This window comes from Streptomyces albospinus, assembly GCF_014648695.1.
Taxonomy (GTDB): Bacteria; Actinomycetota; Actinomycetes; order Streptomycetales; family Streptomycetaceae; genus Streptomyces; species Streptomyces albospinus.
The window spans coordinates 29,015-46,836 of the sequence record NZ_BMRP01000048.1; the positions used below are offsets into that span (position 1 = coordinate 29,015).

9 protein-coding genes are annotated in these 17,822 nt (G+C 74.2%); 5 read left to right on the forward strand and 4 right to left on the reverse strand.

All coding sequences use genetic code 11. The features are described 5' to 3' along the window. Positions 1–158 precede the first annotated feature (158 nt). Positions 159–1,607 (reverse strand): NsdA family TPR-like regulatory protein, encoded by a 1,449-nt coding sequence (locus IEZ17_RS35365; protein WP_189307492.1) that lies wholly within the window; start codon positions 1,605–1,607, stop codon positions 159–161. 712 nt (positions 1,608–2,319) lie between these two features. On the opposite strand from IEZ17_RS35365, the gene IEZ17_RS35370 reads away from it, so the two are divergent. Next, positions 2,320–4,401 (forward strand): asparagine synthase-related protein, encoded by a 2,082-nt coding sequence (locus IEZ17_RS35370; protein ID WP_189307494.1) that lies wholly within the window; start codon positions 2,320–2,322, stop codon positions 4,399–4,401. Between the two features lie 237 nt (positions 4,402–4,638). Beyond that, positions 4,639–8,058 carry an ATP-binding protein gene (locus tag IEZ17_RS35375; RefSeq protein ID WP_189307496.1) on the forward strand — a complete coding sequence of 1,140 codons (3,420 nt, stop codon included), beginning with the start codon at positions 4,639–4,641 and terminating at the stop codon, positions 8,056–8,058. Positions 8,059–8,347: 289 nt separating this feature from the next. On the opposite strand, the gene IEZ17_RS35380 is transcribed toward IEZ17_RS35375, so the two are convergent. Together IEZ17_RS35380 and IEZ17_RS35385 are read right to left on the reverse strand one after the other, a co-directional pair. Further along, entirely contained in the window at positions 8,348–10,321 is a 1,974-nt protein-coding gene (locus IEZ17_RS35380) for a sigma-70 family RNA polymerase sigma factor (protein WP_189307498.1), read from the reverse strand. Between the two features lie 261 nt (positions 10,322–10,582). Continuing rightward, entirely contained in the window at positions 10,583–11,407 is an 825-nt protein-coding gene (locus IEZ17_RS35385; protein WP_189307500.1) for a TetR/AcrR family transcriptional regulator, read from the reverse strand. Between the two features lie 435 nt (positions 11,408–11,842). On the opposite strand from IEZ17_RS35385, the gene IEZ17_RS35390 reads away from it, so the two are divergent. After that, positions 11,843–13,231: an NAD(P)/FAD-dependent oxidoreductase gene (locus IEZ17_RS35390; RefSeq protein ID WP_373300042.1), complete on the forward strand. Its 1,389-nt coding sequence runs from the start codon at positions 11,843–11,845 to the stop codon at positions 13,229–13,231. A gap of 295 nt (positions 13,232–13,526) precedes the next feature. Then, entirely contained in the window at positions 13,527–15,305 is a 1,779-nt protein-coding gene (locus IEZ17_RS35395) for an ATP-binding SpoIIE family protein phosphatase (RefSeq protein ID WP_189307502.1), read from the forward strand. Positions 15,306–15,327: 22 nt separating this feature from the next. On the opposite strand, the gene IEZ17_RS35400 is transcribed toward IEZ17_RS35395, so the two are convergent. Next, positions 15,328–16,620 (reverse strand): MFS transporter, encoded by a 1,293-nt coding sequence (locus IEZ17_RS35400; RefSeq protein WP_189307510.1) that lies wholly within the window; start codon positions 16,618–16,620, stop codon positions 15,328–15,330. A gap of 180 nt (positions 16,621–16,800) precedes the next feature. On the opposite strand from IEZ17_RS35400, the gene IEZ17_RS35405 reads away from it, so the two are divergent. After that, complete coding sequence (locus IEZ17_RS35405) at positions 16,801–17,361, forward strand: MarR family winged helix-turn-helix transcriptional regulator (protein WP_189307504.1); 561 nt, start codon at positions 16,801–16,803, stop codon at positions 17,359–17,361. The last annotated feature ends 461 nt before the right edge of the window (positions 17,362–17,822 follow it).

Genomic DNA, 17,822 nt, shown 5'->3' on the forward strand with positions numbered 1-17,822 from the left:
CAGCCGCGCCATCCGCCCCGCCGCACGCCCACCCGATCAATCCGTCCCTGAGCCGCCACCTCTCCGACCGGTACTCCCGCCGACCGGTACCCCCTCTGCCCCGCGCCGAGCGGTACCCCCGTCGGTCCTGCCGTCGACCGGTCCGCCCGTTATGCCCGTTACGCCGGGGCCGCCAGCAACGGCCGTGCCCGCTCGCGGAGTTCCACCACCCGGGGTTCGTCCCCGTACGGCTCCAGGCGGTGCAGCAGATCGCGGACGTACTCGGTGGTGCGGGCGGAGGAGATCCGGCCCGCGACCTCCACGGCGCGGGTGCCCGCCGCGCAGGCCGCGTCCAGATTGCCGGACTCCAGTTCGGCGACCGCGGACACGACGAGGCGCAGACCGTGCGAGCGGACGAACTCCTCCGTGGGGCGGGAGAGCGCCTGCTCGGTGAACCGGCGCACCTGACGGGGGAGCCGCAGATCCCGGTAGCACTCGGCCGCGTCGGCGGCGAACCGCTCGTACGAGTAGAAGTCCAGCCAGGACGGGTCCGGGTCGCCGCTGCGGGAGCGCTCCAGCCACCCCTCGGACGCCTTGAGCGCCACCTCGCAGGCGCGCGCCTCGCCGGCCTTGGCCTGCGCCCGTGCTTCGACCAGGCGGAAGAAGCTCATGGTGCGGGCCGTGGCCAGACCGCGGTTGCGCTCCAGGGCGGCCTGGGCGAGGTCGACGCCCTCGTCGGCGAAGCCCCGGTAGGTCGCCTGGAGGGACATCGACGCCAGGACGTACCCGCCCAAGGGGACATCGGCGGCGGCGCGGGCGAGCCGCAGCGCCTGGATGTAGTACCGCTGGGCGGCCTCCTGCTGCCCGGTGTCGAAGGCCATCCACCCTGCCAGCCGGGTCAGTTCGGACGTGGCCCCGAAGAGCGCGCGGCCCACCTCGTCGCTGTACGAGGCGAGGAGCAAGGGCGCCGCGTCCACCCGGAGGCACTCCGGCACCATGGACGAACGCCAGTCCCCGCCACCGTACTTGGAGTCCCAGCGCCGGGCGTCCTCGGCGGCCTCGCGCAGCTTGGTGACGTCGCTGTGGCCGACGTGCTGAGGGATCCCCGCGTCGCCGGCCGCCGCGGCGTCCTTGTCCCGCGCCTCGGCCGCCTCCCGCGCCACGGAGCTGTCGGCCGGGGATATCAGCCAGCGGGAGGCGGGAGTGGCGTACGCGCTGACGGAGAAGGATCCGGCCAGGCTCTGCCAGATGCCGCCCCCGCCGGCCCGCCGCCCGGCCAGATCGAGGCGGTAGAGCTCGGTCGCGGAGCGCACCGCGGCGCCCACATCGCGGGGAAATGCCAGGCCCACTTCGGGCGCCGGGTCGGCGTCGGCCAGCCCGATCTCGTGCAGCGGCACCGGTCGCCCGAGCTTGCTGCCGATCGCGGACGCGATCAGATGGGGCGCGGCACCCTGGGGCACCATGCCCTTGGAGACCCACCGGGCCACCGACGTCTTGTCGTAGCGAAGCGTCAGGCCGCGTTGCGCACCGAGGTCGTTGACCCGGCGCGCCAGTCCGGCATTGCTGATCCCCGCGAGGGCGAGAACGGTGCCGAGCTTTTCGTTCGGCCCGCGTATATCCCTGGACATGCGCACCCCTCGACACAGCGACAGCCGCCCCGGTACCCCGGGGCATGCGTCCACCCAGAGTAGTTCGCCGGATCCCGACCGTTAAGAGTCGGTGTCCCGGATGGCGAGATTCGTGTTCAAACAGGGGTGCGGGGATTGGCATGTGCTCCGGGTACGTGTGCCCGTGCGCCCGTCCGTGCGCGCTGGCTGCCCGTCGGCGGGAGCGCTTCGATGAATTCTGCGTGGGTCGGCCCGCTGCACTGGATCCAGTGGGCTGGGGGACACCGCCACCTCATTCCCCGCGGGTGGCGGTCCGGTCCGGGAGGCGCAGCCCGCTTCCCGGACCGTCGCGGAGGCCGGGTCGCCGCTCGGCCACCGCACCGGACGGCGCGGCACCCGACGCGTCGGCCGGTCTCCAACTGGGTTGTACGGTACGGACTTTGGCCGAAAAGCGATGGGTGATGCTTTCACGTCGCCGCCCGCCCCGGGGGCCACACGGGGGGCCACCCGGGGTCGCCGCAGCGGCCCGCGCCCGCCTCTGGGGACATCGCCCGCCCCGGTGGCGCGCCGCCGCGCCCGCCGGCCCGCCCCGTTAACCGGCCGCATACGGGGCCCCTTTGGCACCTCCCGAAACCCCTTGTCATGGCAGCATGGACCGCACAACAGCTGGGGAATCCGCTGTACGGGGCGGCCATCGGCCCTGCGGCGGACGGGGAATCGGGTGGAGGCGGCGATGCGCTGGCTGGTGGGGTGGAGCAGTGCCGCGACCGCCAACGGGGAGCGCCGCACGGTCCTGCCCGTTGGCGCCCAGCTCCTCTGGGGCGACCCGGACCCCCTCTGGGCGGTCGGCGACTGGCGGCCCTACGAAGTCCGCGTCGTACAGGCCGATCCCGAGACCCGGCTCGCCGTCTTCGGGGTGTGCGGCGCCACCGACGACCAGCTGCGGGTCGGGCTGTTCGCCGCCCGAGGGGGCGCGCTGCGCCACCTCACCGCCTGGTCGGGCAGCTACACCGCCGTCGTCCAGGTGGGCCGCCGGATCACCATCACCGGCGATCTGGCAGGCGCCCGCCCCGTGTTCCACACCCGCTGGGCCGGCGGCACCGCGTACGCCACCGCCGCCCTGCCGCTCGCCGACCTCGTCGAGGCCAGCCTCGACGTCGGCCATCTGGCCGCCCTGCTGGCCTGCCCGGACGCCCCCGAGGCGCTGGGCGCCGGCACGCCCTACGAGGGCGTCCGCCGGATCCCGCCCGGCCACGCCCTGGTGCTGCGCGCCGGCACGAGTGAGATCGCCTCCTTCGAGCCGACCGCCTCACTGGCCGTCGCCGCGCCCCAACTGGCCCCGGACCAGGCCGTGGACGGCGTCCGTGAGGCCCTCGTCGAGGCGGTGCGCGCCCGGCTGGCCGGCCCCCGCTTCGCCCCCGACCCGGACGGGCCGGAGGGGCTGGACCCCGGCCCGGTGCCCGGTATGGGCCCCGCGGAGCGGCGCGCGGCCCGCGGCGGACCGGCTCCCGGCATCGGCGCCGACCTGTCCGGAGGCAGCGCCTCCGGAACGCTCGCCCTTCTGGCCGCCGGCCTCCCCGGGCAGCCCGGCACCCTCAACGGCCACGGCGAGCGGCTGCTGGCCGTCACCTTCAACGACCGCGCCACCAACGGCGGCCGGCCCCACCGCGAGGCCGAACTGGAGCGCGCCCGCAGCATCGCCGACAATCCCCGGCTGCACCATGTCGTCGTCGCCGCCGGCGAAGAGGCGCTCCCGTACGCCGACCTCGACAACGGTCCGCTCACGGACGAGCCGGGCCCCTCGCTCACCGTCGCCGGCCGCCACCGCCGGCGGCTGCTGGCCGGCAGCGCCGACCACTTCGTCGGGAACGGCGCGCGACAGGTCCTGGACGCCCACCCGGCCCGGCTCGCCGACCTCCTCATGGACCGCAGGCGGCGCCATCTGCTGCGCCCGGTCACCGCGCTGGCCAAGGCGGACGGCCCGTCCGCGCACTCCGTCCTGGTGCCGTTCACCGTCTACCGGGCCGCCCGCCGGCTCGCCCGCACCCCGTACGCCACCGGGATCACCGAGGCGGCGCGCGGCCTCATGGAGCGGCAGTTCGCCGACGAACCGGTGGCCGGCGGGGCGGTCGACGCCTCACTGGCCGCCCTCGCCTGGTGCCGGCCCGGACCGGCCGCCCGCTGGCTCACGGGAGAGGCGCTGGCCGAAGTGGCGGGGCGCCTCGGGGACGCGGCGACCCGGTCGCCCGCCGCCGGCCGCCCCGGGGAGCGGCGCGCCCGTGCGGCGCTGGCCCGGCAGGCCACCGACCACCGGGTTCTTGAGCAGGCCGCCGAGGTCCGCAGCCAGCGGCTGCACGCCCCCTTCCTCGACAACCAGGTGGTGCTCGCCTGCCGTGCGCTGCCGGACACCCTCCGGGTGCAGCCCGGCGCCCGCGCGGCCGTACTGCGCTCGGTGCTGGCCGGCGCCGGCGTACGGGACCTGCCGCCGGGCTGGGGCGCCACCTCGCACCTCACGCACACCGCCGCGGTACGAGCCGGACTGCGCGGCGCCGTCGGCCAGTTGGTGCAGCTCTTCGACGCGCCGCTGCTCGCCGACGCGGGTCTGGTCGAGGCGCGGGTGGTGCGCAAGGCGCTGCACGCGGCGGCCGAGGGCGCCGCGCTGCCGCTGGACGGGCTGGCCGAGCTGGTCTCCACGGAACTGTGGCTGCGGCGGCTGCTCGCCCGGCGCGGCTCGTGCTGGACCGGCGCGGAGGCGCCGCGGCAGCGGGCGGTCGCGGGGGGCGTGGTCCCCCGGGCACGCCTCTCCGGAGCCTGAGCCGCGGGCTGGGCGCTGCGGGCTGGGGGCGGTGCGGGGCCGCGGTGCGGGCCGGGTCGGGTCGGAGGCCGGGCGGGCGTGGCGTCGTGCCGGTTCGGCGCGGTGACGGTCCGGGGCGCCGGGTTCCGGTTCGCGTGCCTCGGGAGAACTCGACCGGTCTGTGGATAACCGGCGCGGTCGCGGATCCGGGCTGTGGACAACGCGCGGGGAGGTGCCGCGGCCCGCGACAATGACCGCGTGAAGGTTCGGATTCTGGGCACGACGGAGGTCCTGGGCGAGGAAGGACGACCGGTGCCGCTGGGCGGCCCGCGGCTGCGGGCGCTGACGGCGGCGCTGGCGCTGCGGGCCGGTCGGGGGGTGGACGTGGCGACACTGATCGACGACGTATGGGCGGTGGACGGGCCGCCCCAGGACGCGCCGGCCGCGTTGCAGGCGCTGGTCGGGCGGCTGCGGCGGGCGCTGGGCAAGGAGGCCGTGGCCTCGCTGCCGGGGGCGTACCGCCTGGCCGCCGCGCCGGACGAGGTCGATCTGCACCGCTTCGCGCGGCTGGTGGCCGACGGCACCCGGGCATTGCAGGACGGTGACCCCGCCGCCGCTGCCGAGACCCTGCGCGCCGGGCTCGCCCTGTGGCGCGGCCCCGCCCTCGCGGATCTCCCCGACGGTGCGAGCGCGGCCCGCGGCCCGGAGGCGCTGCGGCTGACCGCGCTGCACCGCCGCATCGATGCGGATCTGGCCCTCGGCCGCGCCACGGAACTGCTCCCCGAACTCCGGCAGTTGACCGCCGACCACCCCCTGGACGAGCCCTTCCGCGCCCAGCTGATCCGCGCCCTGGACGCCGCCGGCCAGAGCGCCGCCGCCCTGGCCGCCTACGAGGACACCCGCCTGGCACTCGCGGACCGGCTGGGCGCCGACCCCGGCCCCGAACTCCGCCACCTGCACGCCCGGTTGCTGGGGAGAGCCGGGCAGTCCGAGGGGGCGCCCATGGACCGTCGCCGTACGGCCGCCCCCGGCGCACCCGCGCGCAGCGGCAATCTCCGCCCCCGTCTGAACTCCTTCCTCGGCCGAGAGAGCGAACTCACCACGCTCCGACAGCAATTGAGGAGCCGCCGGACCCGCCTCATCACCCTCACCGGCCCCGGAGGCTCCGGCAAGACCCGCCTCGCCGAAGAGCTGGCCGCCTCCCTGGCGGCCGACCACCCCGACGGCGCCTGGATCGCCGAACTCGCCCCGCTGGACGCCCCCGAAGCCGTCCCCGGCGCCGTCCTGTCCGCACTCGGGCTCCGGGACACCGCCGTCTTCGGCCAGGCCCTGGAGCCCCGTACGGCCGGCGAGCACCCCGACCCGGCGGCCCGGATCGCCGACCACTGCGCCGACCGCCGGCTGCTCCTCGTCCTGGACAACTGCGAGCATGTGATCGGCGCCGCCGCCGCGCTGGCCGACCAACTGCTGCGGCACTGCCCGCAGATGACCGTGCTCGCCACCAGCCGCGAGCCGCTGGGCGTCCCCGGTGAGACCGTACGGCCCCTGGAGCCGCTGCGCCCGGCGCCCGCGCACCAGCTGTTCGCCGAGCGCGCCGCGGCCGTCCGCCCCGACTTCCGCGCCACCGACGAGACCGCGGCGGTGGACGAGATCTGCCGCCGCCTGGACGGGCTGCCGCTCGCCATCGAGCTGGCCGCGGCCCGGCTGCGGCTGCTGTCCGCGCGCCAGATCGCCGACCGCCTCGACGACCGCTTCCGGCTGCTGACCAGCGGCAGCCGCACCGCACTGCCGCGCCAGCAGACGCTGCGCGCGGTCGTCGACTGGAGCTGGGAGCTGCTGGACGCGCCCGAACGCGCCCTGCTGCGCCGGCTGTCGGCGTTCGCCGGCGGCTGCACCCTCGCCGCGGCCGAGGCGGTATGCGGCGACCAGGAGGGAGCCGATGACGTCGGGGGATCGGATCACGCCTGGGGAGCCGGAGAAGCCCAGGGTGTGCTCCACCTGCTGGGCGCCCTGGTGGACAAGTCCCTGCTGCTCGTCGACCACCGGGGCGCCGAGCCCCGCTACAGGATGCTGGAGACCATCCACGCCTACGCCAAGGAGCAGGCCGCCGCCCGCCCCGAGGAGCGCGACCGCACCCACGCCCGGCACACCGCCCACTACCTGCGCTTCGTCACGGACGCCGGCCCCCGCATCCGCTCCGCCGACCAGCTGCCGTGGCTGGCCCGCATCGAGGCCGAGCTGGACAACGTACGGGCGGTGCTGCACCGCGCACTCGCCGCACGGGACGCCGGCACCGCACAGCGGCTGGCCCTCGCCATGGGCTGGTTCTGGTGGCTGCGCAACTACCGTACGGAGGGCGCCTCCTGGGTCAAGCGGATCATGGCCCTCGGCCCCGCTCTGGAGGAGCTCGGCGACACCGATCCGGAGTTCCGGGCGCAGACGGACCTGCGCCTGCTGCTCCTCTTCCTGCTCCAGGACCACGACCTCGACCGCGAATTCGCCGCCCCGGAGAAGAGATCGCTGGTCGACCGCCTGCTCACCGTCTACTCCCGCCCCCATCCGGGCAGCGCCCGGTTCCCCGGCCTGCTGTGGCCGTTCACCGCGTACTTCCTCGGCGGATACGCCGAGATCCTGCCCCTGCTGGAGAGCGCGGTCGCCACCACCCGGGAGCTGGGCGGCGACTGGGAGTTGGGCGTCGCCCTGCTGTTCCGTACGCACATCACCATCGACCTGCCCGGTGGCCTGGAGCCGGCCGAGGCGGCCCGGCGGGAGCTGACCGCGCTGGCCCGCCGGATCGGCGACCGCTGGCTGCTCGCCCAGGCCGCCGCGGCCACCGGCGAGGTGCGCCAGACCTGCGGGCGATACGAGGAGGCGCGTGCGGCCTACGAGGAGGCGCTGGCGCTGACCCAGGAGCTGGGGGCGTACACCGAAAGCCCGTGGATCCTCTCCCGGCTCGCCGAACTCCACTTCGCCGGCGGGGACCTGGCGGCCACGGAGAAGGCGCTGATACGGGCGGAGGAGCAGGCCGCGGAGTGGCACGTACAGGACCCGCTGGCCTGCAACCACGCGCTGCGCGCCCGGATGGCGCTGCTCCGCGGCGATCCCCGGGCGGCGCACGAGGAGTGCGAGGCCGCGCGGGCCGCCGGCGATCTGGGCACCCTGCCACCCCAGTTCACGCTCATGCTCGCCGGTCTCGCCGCCCGGATCGCCACCGCCTCGGGCGACGCACCGCATGCCCTGCGCCTGTGCCATGACGCGCTGAGCTCGGGCCTGACGCGCTACTGCCCCCGCCCCGTGGTCGCCGCCGTCGTCGAGAGCGCGGCTTCGGCGCTGCACGGCGCGGGCCGCCCGCGCGACGCGGCCCGGCTGCTGGGCGCGGCGGACACCTGGCGCGGCCAACTGCCGCGCCCCGTCCCCGAGGAGGCGGATGTCCGGCGCACGGCCGCCGCGCTGCGCGCCGAGCTGAACGGCGCGACCGACGGCGCGCACGAGACGCTGCACGCCGAGGGCACACACCTCACGCCGGCGGACGCCACCGCCCTACTGGCCTCCGGCCCCCTCCTCCCGGAAACCGACGCGGTCCCCGCTCCAGAATCCGACCCCGCCCCCACCCCGGCGCCCGCACCCGACCCCGCCCCCGCATCCGACGCAGCCCGCGCCCCGGGATCCGACGCATGACCCGGCCTGCGACACAAGGGAGGACGCGCCCCACGACTCCGACGAACGGGTCCCCGACCCGGCCCGCGACCGCGGCTACGACCCGTCACGGACCCCGGTCAGCGACCCTGCCGGGACGGCGAAAGCGAGACAGCGGTCAGCGCCCAGCCCCCAGCGCCCAGTTCACGTCTCGGCCCACGCCCCACCCCACGCCCGGCGTGACAACCGGGCCGACAGCGGTCCGCCCCGACTGCGGCCCGGCCCCGCCCACGGCCACGCCCTCAACCCCGTCACCGCCGACGGCCCCGCCTCACCGGCAGCTGATCTGCGACCGCGCCCAGTCCCCCAGCGCCACCAGATCGCCGGCGCTCTCCGGCTCGACCACCAGCCGCAGCGTCTTGCGGCCTGCCAGCGGGACGTGCACCGGCACCGCCGGCTGCCCGCCGCGCACCACCCCCGACTGCCACAGCCGCGCCCCGTCCGCGTACACGGAGAAGCGCAGCGCCCCCAGCCCCAGGCCGAGATCGTCGACGCCGGCCGCGGCGTCATACGCGGTGCACTGCCGGTTGAGCGCGATCACCACCGAGGACGACGCGTGCACACTCACGCCGTGCGGATACGCCGTGCCGTCAATGCTCGGCCGGTGCCGTTTCCACATCCAGCCGCTCTCGAAGGTGCGCACCTCCGGTGTGCTGCCGTCGCCCGTGAAGTCGTACGGAAGTGAGTTGAGTGGGTACGGCGTCGACGGCGGGGGCGGCGTCGGGGTCGGCGTCGGTGTGGGCGTCGGGGTGGGTGTCGGCGTCGGGGTGGGTGTCGGCCTCGGCGGCGCGGGGGACGGTGTCGGCTTGGCCGGCGGCGTCGGCGTCGGTTTCGGCGGCGCCGGCGTAGGGCTGGGTGTCGGGGTGGGTGTCTGGGTGGGTGTCGGTTCGGGCGCCGCCCCGCCCACCGGCGCCACCGGCGTGTGCGACGGCGCCGGAGACGGCGACCGCGGCGCGGCCGGCACCGGCCGGTGCGGCTTCGCCTGCGGGTGCGGCGTCGGCTGCGGGGACCCGGCCAGTGCGAACGCCAGCGCCGCGCCCGCCGCGACGACGACCCCGGCGCCGATCGCGACCTTCACCGGCGCGCCCAGACCCTCGCTCAGAGCCGCGCCGCCGGCACCGTTCGCCGTGCCGGAGCCGGCCCCCGCGCCGGACGCGGCGGCAGCCGCACCGGCCCCCGCCGCCGCACCCGCCCCGGCGACCCCCACCACGGCGGCGGCCCCCTTGACGGCGTACCCGGCCGCGAACCAGCCGATGACCGCGATGGGCAGCACCGCCCCGATCCGCTCGTTGACGTCCGCGACCTCCAGCGCCGCCATCCGGCACCGGGCGCACTCCTCCAGATGCTTGCGCAGCCCCCGCTCGGCCCGCATCCGCAGCCCGCCCCGGGCGTACGCGCCGAGCCGGTCGGCATACCGGGCGCAGCCGCCGCCCGCGGTCAACGACTGGCTCACATGCGCCTGTAGATAAGCCTGTTTGAGGCCCTCCCGGGCCCGATGCGCCAGTACGGCGGTGGCGTTCGCGGTGAGCCCGAGCAGCGGTGCGACCTCGCTCGGCGACTCGTCCTCGATCGCGGTGTGCCACAGCACCGTCTGATAGCGCTCCGGCAGGCTGCGGAACGCCTGCATCGCCATCGACTGCTCGGCCTCGTGCATCGCCCGGACATCCGCGCCGAGATCCAGCGTGGCGTCGTCCAGCGACGACCCGGCCGCCGACACCGCGAACACCGCGAAGTCCTCGACCAGCTGCTCGCGTCGGGTGGTCTTCGCCCAGGCCGCGGCGACCCGCCGGACGGTCGTCAGCAGATAGGCGCGGACCGCCGAATCCGGCCCCGCCCCGCCCCGCACCGCTTGCAGCGTGCGCGCGAACACCTCGCCGGTCAGATCCTCCGCGGTGTGCGCGTCACGGCAGCAGCTGCGCGCATAGCGCCGCACCGCCCCGGCGTGCCGGCGGTACATCTCCTCGTACGCGCTGTCGTCGCCGGCGCGCATGGCGGCGATCAACTGGCCGTCGGACGGCGGCAGTCCGGCGTCCGGGCCGTCGGCGGACCCGCCCGCCGGCTCGCGGCCGGAGGTCCCTGCCGCCCGGTGGGAGTGCTCCCGCTGCGGCGGCACGCCGGGCCTGGGCCCCTCCGGGCCCCTCGCCGGGGGCGTCGCCCCCAGCGGCCCGGTCTGACCGGGGACCTGCCCGGAAGGCGTGCCGGCACTCCCGTCGCCGCGCCGCCCGTCCCGCCCGTCAACACCCATCGCCGAGGCCCCCGAACCCGCCGTCGCACCGCAACACCGCGTAAGCGTGCCACACCGATGGCCCACGCTTCAGAGGCCCCCCGGGCAACCACCCGACCGAGGAAGCCCCTCGGACGACCGCACTGACGTTCACTCGTACGGGGCAATCTGCGTGTACGGGAAACTCCGCACGCCCCGGGACCTCCGCGGCGTACGGGAGCAGCCGCCCCGCCCGGAGACCCCGTTCCCGGGGTTCCTCCGGACGGGTCCGGCTGCCGGATCTCACCCGGCCGGGCGCGATCGCAGCCCCTCCAGCAGGATTTCCAGCAGCCGCGCGGAGGCGGCCCGCTGGTGCTCGGGATCGGGCAGCGCGGGCGCGCCCGTGGCGATCACCAGCAGGACGTCGGAGACCGTGACATCGGCCCGCAGCGCACCCGCCGCCCGGGCCCGCTCCACCAGCCGTCCGACGACCTCCAGCAGCGCCTGCCCGCCGGGCGTCTCCTCCACCGCGCCGGCCCCGCCCTCGACGGCGGCCGTCCGCGGCTCGACCGTCTCGCCGGCGACCCGCTGCTGCGGCACCCGCGCCTCGATCCCGCCGTCCGGAACCCGCGTCTCCGCCCCGTTCTCCGCTCCGCGCTCCTCGCTCGCGCCCACCCGCAGGATGCCCGGCGGCAGCAGCCGCCCGGCCCCCGAGGCGACCGACGTCCGCAGGAACCGCGACAGCGCCGACCAGGGATCGTCCTCCTGCCCCAGCGCGGCCCGCGCCTGCTCGGTCAGCCGCGCGGTCTCCTCCTCGGCTATCCGCCGGACCAGTACGTCCTTGCTCGGGAAACGGCGGTATACCGTCCCGACACCGACGCGGGCGCGCCGCGCCACGTCCTCCATCGGCGCGCCGTATCCCAGCTCGCCGAACACCTCGCGGGCCGCGCGCAGTACATGCTCCAGATTGCGCTGGGCATCCACCCGCAGCGGCGTGCTGCGGCCGTTGGCGCCGGTCACCGCGCCCGAACCGCTGCCGTCACTGCTGCTGCCGTTGGCACCGTTGGCACCGTTGGAAGCAGCGGTCACAGCGACGGCCGCCGGCCATTGAGAGCCCTGAATGTGCATAGTGATCCCCCGGTAATGACGTCTCCCCCCGGAGACTCCCCGCCCTGACGGTCGGAGTCACCCGACGAGAGGGTGCACCCCAACGAGATACGAACATAGTTGAGCCCGCGTCAAGATTGAAGGGGGCGTTCCGCACACTGCGCCCCCCGATCGGCCCAACGGGGCCGATCCGCCCTGATTGCGCTCCCTCCCGCTCCGCGTCAATCTCCGCCTGACCAGCGTACTTCGCGCCGGTCGGCCGGAATGTCCCACTCCGCACCGCTGCCCGCGCCGGACATACTTTTCGACCGGCCTGTGGACAAAGGCGTCTCGGGGGTGCGTCATGGAACAGTGCTGCGCTTCCCGGGGGTGCAGCGCCCGATGGTGACCGCGCCGCCGGCCGGCCGCCCGATCGGTGGCGCCCCGGACCTGGTCGACACCGCGAGGAGAACCTCTGTGAAGGCTGTGTCTTCGGACGATGTGGCGCGGATTCTCGTTGTCGGCGGCGGATACGTGGGGATGTACACCGCCCTGCGGTTGCAGCGGACGCTCAAACCGGAGCTGCGGCAGCACACCGCCGAGATCATCGTCGTCGACCCCGAGCCGTACATGACGTATCAGCCGTTCCTGCCCGAGGCCGCGGCCGGCTCCATCTCCCCGCGCCATGTCGTCGTCCCCCTGCGCCGCGCCCTGCCGGACTGCGATGTCGTCATCGGCGAGGTCACCGCCGTCGACCACGCCGAGCGGAAGGCCACCATCTCGACCCTGGCCGCCGAGGAGGCCGGCGCCGAGGCCATGATCGTGGCGTACGACGAACTGGTCCTCGCGCCGGGATCGGTCTCGCGCACCCTTCCCGTTCCCGGCCTCGCCGACATCGGCATCGGCTTCAAGACCGTCGAGGAGGCCATCGGGCTGCGCAACCACGTCCTCGAACAGCTCGACATCGCCTCCTCCACCCGCGACCCCGCCGTCCGCGACGCGGCGCTCACCTTCGTCTTCGTCGGCGGCGGCTACGCGGGCGTGGAGGCGCTCGCCGAACTGGAGGACATGGCCCGCTACGCCGTCCGCTACTACCACAACGTCCGGCCCGAGGACATGAAGTGGATCCTGGTCGAGGCGACCGACCGGATCCTGCCCGAAGTCGGCCCGGAAATGGGCCGCTACGCCGTCCGCGAGCTGCGCGCCCGCAACATCGACGTACGGCTGGAGACCCGGCTGGAGTCCTGCGAGAACCGCATCGCGCAGCTCAGCGACGGCTCCCGCTTCCCCACCAGAACCCTGGTCTGGACCGCGGGCGTCAAGCCGCACCCCATCGTGGCCGCGACCAAGCTGCCGCTGACCGCCCGCGGGCGCCTCAAGTGCACCGCCACGCTCCAGGTGGACGGCGTCGAACACGCCTGGGCCGCCGGGGACGCCGCCGCCGTCCCGGACCTGACGGCACCGCAGCCCGCCTCGCCCGACGAGCCCCGGGCGGAGTGCGCGCCCAACGCCCAGCACGCCCTCCGCCAGGCCAAGGTGCTCGCCGAGAACCTCACGGCGGCCGTGCGCGGCGGCCCGCTCAAGAACTACGAGCACAAATACGTCGGTTCGGTGGCCTCGCTCGGTCTGCACAAGGGCGTCGCCCACGTCTACGGGCGCAAGCTGAAGGGCTACCCGGCGTGGCTGATGCACCGCGCCTACCACCTGAGCCGGGTGCCCACCCTGAACCGCAAGGCCCGGATCCTCGCCGAATGGACCCTCGCCGGCCTGTTCAAACGCGAGATCGTCTCGCTCGGCTCGCTGGAGAATCCGCGCGCCGAATTCGAACTCGCCGCGGGCACCGGCCGGCACAACGAAGCCAGCTGACCAGCCGCCCCACCAGGGAAATTGACCTCACGTCCGGCCGGGGTGCGACGACCGGGGAGGAGCGAGGAACTCCACTCCGGCGCCCGGCGTCTGACGGATGACAGTCCGGTCGGCCACACTGGACGTGTGACCATGGGTGGGCTCGTATCTGCAAAGAGTGACAATCACGAGGATTCTGGACGTTTGCTGCAATCCGCCAGAGGGTGCCGACAGTGCTCCCCGCCACGCCAGGGGGCGTCCCCCCATACCGACGGCCCGACCCCGCGCGACGACGCGAAGTAAGAGGTACCCCTCCGTGATCTTCACGCGCTGGAGCGCCAAACTCCCCGGCACACAGCGGCGCGCCGCCGCCCGGTCCGACCGCGCCACCCCGCCGGCCACCCCGCCCGCGGGCCCCACGGCACACTCCGCCGCGCCCGCGGACGGCACCGACGCGTCCGCGGGACCGCCCGGCACCGTCCCCGCCGCCCGCGCCGAAGGCCCCTCCTCCGAGGACGCCGCCCCCGGCGCCGCACCGCCCACCGTCGACGCGCTCTCCGTCCACGACATCCTCGGCACCATCCCCGCCCTGGTCGCCGTCGTCTACGGCCCCGAGCACCGCATCGCCTACGTCAACGGCGCATACGCCGGCGTCTTCGGCCCCCGCCCGGCCGGCCGGACCGCCCGCGAAGCCCTCCCCGAGCTTGAGGAACTGGGCCTGCTCCGGCTGATGGACCAGGTCCTGCGCAGCGGCAGGCCGCGTACGGTCAAGTCCCGCAAGGTCCCGGCCGGCGCCGGCGGCGACCGCTCCCGCGACGGCTACTACACCTTCACCTGCACCCCCATCGAGGTCGCCGCCAGCGGCCCGGCACCCGACCCCGAGGTCGCCTGCGTCGCCCCGCACAAGGGCGTCCTCGTCTTCGGCGCCGAGGTCACCGACCAGATCGAGTCCGCCGAACGGCTGCGCGCCAGCGAAGCCCTCCAGCGCGCCGCCGCGGTCACCCTCCAGCGCTCCCTCCTGCCCCAGGAACTGGAACAGCCCGACGATCTGCGGGTCGCCGCCACCTACCAGCCCGGCGGCACGGACGCCGCGGTCGGCGGCGACTGGTACGACGTCATCACCCTCGGCGCCGGCCGTACGGCCCTGGTCATCGGCGACGTCATGGGCCGCGGGGTGCGCGCCGCCGCCGTCATGGGCCAGCTCCGCACCGCGGTCCGCGCCTACGCCCGCCTCGACCTCCCACCCCACGAGGTCCTGCAACTCCTGGACGGACTGGCCTCCGAGATCGACGCCAGCCAGATCGCCACCTGCGTCTACGCCGTCCACGACCCCAACGAAGGCCGTCTGGTCTACGCCTCGGCCGGCCATCTGCCGATGCTCGTACGCGACCCGGACGGCTCGGTCCGGCGCGCCGCCGAACCGACCGGCCCGCCCCTGGGCACCGGCGGCTGGCTGCACACCTCCGGCTCGGTCGCGCTCGGCCCCGGCAGCAGCGCCGTCCTCTATACGGACGGCCTCGTCGAGCGCCGCGACAAGGACATCGACCACGGCGTCGAGGCCCTGGAGCGCGCCTTCGCCGGCGCCACCGGCGCCCCCGACATCGTCTGCGACCGCCTGCTGCGCTCCCTCGGCATCACCGCCACCCATGACGACGACGTCGCCATCCTCGTCATCCAGAACCCGGCCCGTACGGGCCATGACGCCGAGCTGTTCCACAACGCCGCGCTCGAACTCCACGGCGGCACCGAAGCCGCACCCAGGGCCCGCGCCTTCGCGTCCGGCGTCCTCGCCTCCTGGCGCTTCTCCCCGGAACTCCACGACCTCGGCGTCCTGGCCGCCAGCGAACTGGTCGCCAACTCCCTCCAGCACGGCACCCCGCCCATGCGGCTCCGGCTGCGCCGGACGGACCGCCGCCTGATCATCGAGGTCACCGACGGCGACGACCACCTCCCGCGCCGCCGCCGGGCCGAACCCGCCGACGAGGCCGGCCGCGGCATCTCCATCATCGCCACCATCGCCTCCTCCTGGGGTTCGCGCCGAACCCCAGGAGGAGGGAAAGCGGTGTGGTGCGAATTCGCCCTGCCGCGGGGGTAGCAGGGGCGCGGCAGGGTCACAGCTACGCGGCTGCGCCCACGGCCTCCGCCTCGGCCCGCGGCGCGGGAACGGCCGCCGCCGCCCGGTGCGGCTGGTCCTGCGCCGGGCTGAGCATCCGCCCCAGCCACAGCGCCAGCCCGGTGATCCCCACGGAGCACAGCACGAGCATCGCGATGTACGCCACAGAGAGCCCGTGGCCCACCATCAGTGCTCCCACGGCCGGACCGACCGCCAGCGCCAGCTGCTTGACCAGCGCGAACGCCGAGTTGTACTGACCGATCAGCGAGGCCGGCGCCAGATCCGCCACCAGCGGCGCCACCGTCGGCGCCAGCATCGACTCACCGACACCGAACAGCGCGTACGTGGATATCAGCAGCGTCGTCGCCACCGCCTGGGCACCGTGCACCAGCCCCGAGAGCCCGGCGGCTATCCACGCCACCGTCCAGACCATCCCCACCAGCGCCATCACCCGGCTCCGGCGCCGCCGCTCGACCAGCCTCAGCACCACGAACTGCGCCGCCACGATCGCCGCCGTGTTGGCCGCCAGCGCGATGCCCAACGTCGCCGGGTCGATCCGCGTGACCTCGGTGGCGTACGCCGCCAGCCCCGACTCGAACTGCCCGTAGCAGGCGAAGAACAGCACAAAGCCCAGCACGCACAGCCACACCATCCGCCGGTCGCCGAACAGCGCCCGCCAGGCCCCCTTGGCCCGCTCCTCGGTCGGCACCGCGTCCTCGACCTTCGGAACCTTCGGCAGCCGTACGGTCGCGATCGCCGCTCCCAGCACCAGGAACATCACGGCCTCTATGGCGAACAGCCGCACAAAGCTCGACGCATGCGCCGGATCGACCAGCTGCCCGCCGACCAGTCCGCCGACGCCCAGCCCCAGGTTGTTCAGGAAGAACTGCGTCGCGAACGCCCGCGACCGCGTCACCGTCGTCGAGCACCACACGATCATCGTCGCGAGAGCCGGCTGGATCACCGCTATACCGGCACCCAGCGCGACCGCCGACGCGATGACCATCGGCTCGGTCGCCGACAGCCCGATCCCCAGCGCACCGGCGGCAGCGGAGAACGTCCCCACAACGGCCACCGGCAGCGGCCCCCGCCGGTCGATGGCGCGCCCGGTCAGCGGCAGCACGACCAGCGCGGACACCGCCAGCATCGCCAGCACCACACCGGCCGTACTCGCACCGAGATTCCGCACGTTCGCCACGTAGACGTACAGATACGGAACCGTGAAGCCGTTGCCGAACGCGCTCAGCGCGTTCCCCAGCTGGATCCGGCGCAGCGCGGCGCCCATCGCGGTGGTCACACTCACCTACCTAGGTCAGGTCGAAAGTCGAATACGAAGCAGGAACCCCCCAAGCCGTCGCCGAGGTTCCGTCCAAGACCGGACAGTCACACCCTCAAGACTTCGACCCTAAAGTTCGAAGCTAAAGACTACATGACGAAGAACTTCAACGCCAATGACTTTCGTGCCATACTGCGCCGCATGCCAGAGCCCTCAGATGCGGCACCCGACGCCACCGAGCCGAGCCTCGAGGCGCAGATCGCGGCCTACCAGCGCGAGTTCCAGGACCTCGACCCCCAGGTGGAACAGGTCGTCTCCGCACTTCAGCGCCTCAACCGGCGGATGAACGTCGCCTACGGACGGCAGACCGCCACTCTCGGCCTGAGCAACGCGGAATGGGAGGTCCTCAAGGCCCTCGTCGTCTCGGGCGCTCCCTACCGGATGGGCCCCGGCGAACTCGCCAAGCACCTCGGTCTCACGCCGGCCGCCATGACCCACCGCATCGACCGCATGGCGAACGAGGGGCTGGTCACCCGGGAACGCGACGAGGCCAACCGCGTCCGCGTCATCGTCGAGCTGACCCACGAGGGCCGCGAGAAGTGGCGGGAGGCGATGCGCCTGGCAACGGTCTTCGAGGAGGAGCTTCTCCAGGACCTCGACGGCGACGAACGCCGCATCCTCGGTGAGGTGTTGACGCGCCTGCTGCGCCGCGTCGAGGACACCCAGCCGGATGCCGAGGGCCGCCTGAGTGACCTTGCCTGACGCAAGTTGACACGACCTTGCCCGATCCGTAGTGTTCTCCGAGTTGCCGATGAGCTGGAACGGTTCTGCGGCAGCCATCCCGCCGCTTCGCGGCACACCACTACTGCACGGACCCTCGCGGGGCTCGATTTCGCATGCCGAAATTCGATTCCCTCGGCGCGATCGACCTGATTAGGCGTCAACGAGGAATTCCGCTAAAGTAGTGATCACGCCGAAAGGCGCGAACAACCCCCTCCGACGGGGAAACAGAACGGAATTCGAACCGATCTCGGCGAGAAAGAAGATCTGCTAAAGTCGGAAAGGCCGAAAAGCGAAAGCGAAGCGGTCGACCCCGCTCCAACAGGGGGCCGGAGACGGAAACGGATCTGGTAAGGTTGGAACCGCGAGAAAGCCGAAAGGCCAGATCGCACCGGTGAAAATCGGAGCCGCGAGGATCTGATAGAGTCGGAAACGCAAGACCG

Bases quoted from the DNA above. Each gene is read 5' to 3' on its own strand.
- IEZ17_RS35365 (WP_189307492.1), bottom strand. From the start codon at position 1,607: ATGTCCAGGGATATACGCGGGCCGAACGAAAAGCTCGGCACCGTTCTC.
- IEZ17_RS35405 (WP_189307504.1), top strand. From the start codon at position 16,801: ATGCCAGAGCCCTCAGATGCGGCACCCGACGCCACCGAGCCGAGCCTC.
- IEZ17_RS35370 (WP_189307494.1), top strand. From the start codon at position 2,320: ATGCGCTGGCTGGTGGGGTGGAGCAGTGCCGCGACCGCCAACGGGGAG.
- IEZ17_RS35385 (WP_189307500.1), bottom strand. From the start codon at position 11,407: ATGCACATTCAGGGCTCTCAATGGCCGGCGGCCGTCGCTGTGACCGCT.
- IEZ17_RS35380 (WP_189307498.1), bottom strand. From the start codon at position 10,321: ATGGGTGTTGACGGGCGGGACGGGCGGCGCGGCGACGGGAGTGCCGGC.